The organism is Frigidibacter sp. SD6-1 (assembly GCF_030143255.1).
Lineage (GTDB): Bacteria > Pseudomonadota > Alphaproteobacteria > Rhodobacterales > Rhodobacteraceae > TMP-24.
The window spans coordinates 1-3,609 of the sequence record NZ_JARJNR010000022.1 but is presented as its reverse complement, the minus strand read 5'-3'; the positions used below and the strand labels follow the sequence as shown (position 1 = coordinate 3,609).

Here is a 3,609-nt window from a genome sequence, read left to right as displayed (position 1 = left end):
CGCGATATTCCAGAAGACGGTCGTGCCCGGTCACATCATACATCGCGCCGATGTCATAGACATTCACTTGGCACTAATTTCAGCCTGGATAGCAACCAAGATGGTTTCGGCTAAGCTGGGCATTACTAATAACGCTTTGTTCTGGGGCAAGGCCAATATTTCGGCATAGAGTTGGTCTTTCTCCATACGTTTAAGATAGCGATCCACAAAATATTTTGTCTCCATTTCTATGGCTCTTGCTTCCGGGTACTCCGCTTGAAGATCAAGGTAGAGCCACGCCTCAGCGGGGTAGAATGGGATACTTTCATCGCCGTTTGGGTACTTGTGAAATATCGTACCATCATCGTCGGAAGCCCGAAACACTCGACCTGTCACAGCTATTCTAATGAGGCCGTAGTGTGCGCACTGATCATTATTGAGATTTGTGACTGCATCGATCTCATTTTTGGAAGGCTCTATAGAATTGACCCAGGTGCCCTCAAACCTGGTTACGAGTTCACGAATTTCAAGAATTTCGATCTCGCTGAGTTCATCTAGATCTCTCAATAAGCTCCTCCCGTTCTGCCGCCGCGCGCGCGGTTGTCTCTGATCAATTCAAGTCTTGCGGTTTTCGGATCAAGCGGGCACCCTTTTGCACGAGTTTGCCGCAGCGGGTGCCCTTCATCGAATCCAGGAGGATTAGGAATGTTGGACAAGCCGCCGCGCGGACCCTGATGACGCTTTATCCAGCCCTTTACGGATTTCGGCGTCTTTGGACAGCTCAGCAGTTGCTTGTAGAACTGCCCCCGTCCTTTCCACCGATTATGCCCCCAAGCCTCCAGTTCGCCCGCGAAGTAGGTATGCGTCCCCGCGACCTCGAGATTGTGCACCAGCGTCGGCCGGTCGTCCAGCTCCGCCGAGACGACGGTGATCACCCCGCCGTCCGCGTCCACGATCCGGTCGCCGGGGGCGAGTTCGCCCGCCTGCACCCAGCCCCGGCCCTCGACGTAAAGCGGATGCTCCGCCGTCACGCCGAGACGTGAGCTCTGCCCCGAGGCCTCCAGCCCCAGCCAGACCACATCCGTCGCCTGACGCCCCATGATCGCGGCCACGGGGAGTGAGGGGCGTCAAGAAAAAGGTCCGGTGGACCTTTGCAGCCCCGACCGCCGGAGACTCCGTCTCCTCGATCTGCGCCACGACAAGGTCGCCCTATAGGTGAGCCGTTTCGCGTCGATATGGACTGCGCGGGACCCAGACGATGTTTACAGCGAACAACTGACTATTGTTCAGACCACCAAGCCTATATCGAAGTCGTTACACAAGAAGTTTGGCGCAAGGAAATAGATACTATATTCCTTTGCTTTTAGCTTTAGGCCATCGAGGTCCTCAGATTGTAGAATTTCCGTGCCGTTTCCACTTGCGAGGAACCCTGGAGGAATCTTGCTTCCTTCCGGCCAAATAGGTAATGCTCGTATCCCCTCATCCAATGTCACCGTTACCGGTCTCCCCAACGAAGTGTAGTAGTCCCAGCGAGTTTTCCCACCGGCTGGTTGACGCAAGGGATCGTCCGAAGACGCGATCCTGAACTCGCCCAAGGCAGGCTCAGTGTCGTCTTCGAAGGGAGCCAAACTCCACCTTCCCGAAACAAACAGCAATTGACAATTTACTGGAAGCGCACCCATATCTTCCGGTACTCGAGCGGCGACGAGAATGTGTTGATATCCCATTAAGCTCAACCCGAAACCGTCGCGGAGCGAACTACAATCTGCGGAGCATGCCGCGACAAGCCCATCTTGTGTTCGACAGATAAACTCAGCAACCGCTGGAGAGCTCGCGACATGTGGGCATACCATGACAGCTTCGTGCTGCGTACTCATTCGTTCCACCTTCGACCGCTCCTGGCACCCTTCTTTGAGTTGCAAGAGCAACAGGCGCCAGCGAAGTTTGACAAAACATCTTCTCCGCCGTCTTTCCTGGACAGGATGTGGTCAAGTGAGAATCGATTCCCACGGGGTCCGGTCCGCGGTCCGGAGAACACCGTTTGAATACCGCAATACGAACAGGTCCCGCCACAATCGTCGTAGAGTGCCTTTCTGAACTTCGACCAACTTGCATTATGGCTCCACGCCTCCAGCTCGCCCGCGAAGTAGGTATGCGCGCCTGCGACCTCGATATTGTGCACCAAGGTCGGCGTCGCGTCCAGCGTGACCGTGAGCACGCGGATGAGGGTCTCGTCCGCATTCTCGATCCCGTCGCCGGGCTTGAGATCGCCGGCCCTGACCCACTCGCCCGCGACATAGAGCGGATGTTCCGCCGTCACCGCCATCGCGCTGGCCGTCCCGTCCGGCCCCTCGAGCGTCAGCCGAACCAGATCGGTCGCCTGCCGACCCATCACCGCCGTCACCGGAAAGACCCCGGTCTGGCCCGTCTCCTCGTTCCGCGCCACCACGAGGTCGCCCTCGCGAAGGTCCTCGATCCGGACCTTGCCCGACGGCGTCAGGACCAAAGTCCCCTCCGGGAAGGAGGAGCCCGAGAGCGAAAGCCCCAGCGACAGCGCCCCGAACCGGCCCTTCGGCCCCTTGCCGCCGCAGGAGGGCACAATCGCTTGAGAGAGTTAGGCTACGGTGCTGCAAGCGACTTGGCGAATCCGTTCCAATGCGCTTCCAGATCCTTTGCAAACTGCTCACCGCTTCGAACAATGAACTCACCGTTGTTGGTTGGGAAAGCGCAGACAAAGTTTTCAGATTCAATTAGCTTCGGTATTATTTCATCAATCCAATCAACGACCGGTATCGGAACAATATCCCAGGAATTTCTCTTTACTATCTCCATGCTAGATGCCAATTCGCTGTGGGGCCAGACAGGGACGACGTCCAGATCGTGTAGGGGGTCAAGCCATCCAGCCATATCTTGCGGACCAAATGCCGCCCAACCCTCTTCGCGAGCACACATTTCCCTAAGTAAGTAGTCGTAACGATCACTCGCAGCCATAGACAAAAGTGTGTGTCGCTCTGTCTGTGTCAATGGTCTTCGATCCGCGCGTCGTTCTTCGTCGGGGATTGATTGCCATATCTTACGTTGCCTTGCGGACTTATAATCTTTCAACGCCATTTGAAATTCCTACCAGTAATAAGAGGTCTACGACGATTGTCGCGTGTCAATTCAACACGTGAGCACATGTTGTGAGCGCCGCGATTACCTGGGTAGTGTCCCTGATCGTAGCCGGGAGGCAAGGTCCACCGGGATGGCGGCACGCCTGCATTCGATTGTTGCTGCAACCAGCCCTTGATGTGTGCCGCAACTTTGTCATCACACAGCAACTCGCTCCACCAGTCAGCTGGAGGGCGCCCTTTCTTATTATGCCCCCACGCCTCCAGCTCTCCGGCGAAGTAGGTGTGGGCGCCTGCGATCTCGAGATTGTGGACGATCATCGGCCGGTCGTCCAGCTCCCGCGAGACGACCGTGATCACCCCGCCGTCGGCATTCACGATCCGGTCGCCGACCGCCAGTTCCCCGGCCTGCACCCAGCCCCGGCCCTCGACATAAAGCGGATGCTCCGCCGTCACGCCGAGACGTGAGCTCTGCCCCGACGCCTCCAGCCCCAGCCAGACCACATCCGTCGCCTGACGC

The 3,609-nt window shown here is 57.1% G+C and carries 5 protein-coding genes; all 5 read right to left on the bottom strand.

All coding sequences use genetic code 11. The annotated features are described in order from the left end of the window. Positions 1-63: 63 nt before the first annotated feature. Complete coding sequence (locus P0645_RS19145) at positions 64-546, bottom strand: DUF2750 domain-containing protein (protein WP_284166151.1); 483 nt, start codon at positions 544-546, stop codon at positions 64-66. Then, positions 543-1,091: a polymorphic toxin-type HINT domain-containing protein gene (locus tag P0645_RS19140; RefSeq protein ID WP_284166150.1), complete on the bottom strand. Its 549-nt coding sequence runs from the start codon at positions 1,089-1,091 to the stop codon at positions 543-545. Before P0645_RS19140 ends, P0645_RS19145 begins: the two co-directional genes overlap by 4 nt. 761 nt (positions 1,092-1,852) lie before the next feature. Then, positions 1,853-2,578 (bottom strand): polymorphic toxin-type HINT domain-containing protein, encoded by a 726-nt coding sequence (locus tag P0645_RS19135; RefSeq protein ID WP_284166149.1) that lies wholly within the window; start codon positions 2,576-2,578, stop codon positions 1,853-1,855. A gap of 20 nt (positions 2,579-2,598) precedes the next feature. Next, a complete protein-coding gene (locus P0645_RS19130; protein WP_284166148.1) occupies positions 2,599-3,090 on the bottom strand; it encodes a DUF2750 domain-containing protein in 492 nt (163 codons plus the stop codon). After that, positions 3,081-3,609 (bottom strand): polymorphic toxin-type HINT domain-containing protein (locus P0645_RS19125; RefSeq protein ID WP_284166147.1); only part of this gene is annotated, 529 nt, incomplete at its 5' end. The genes P0645_RS19125 and P0645_RS19130, both read right to left, overlap by 10 nt.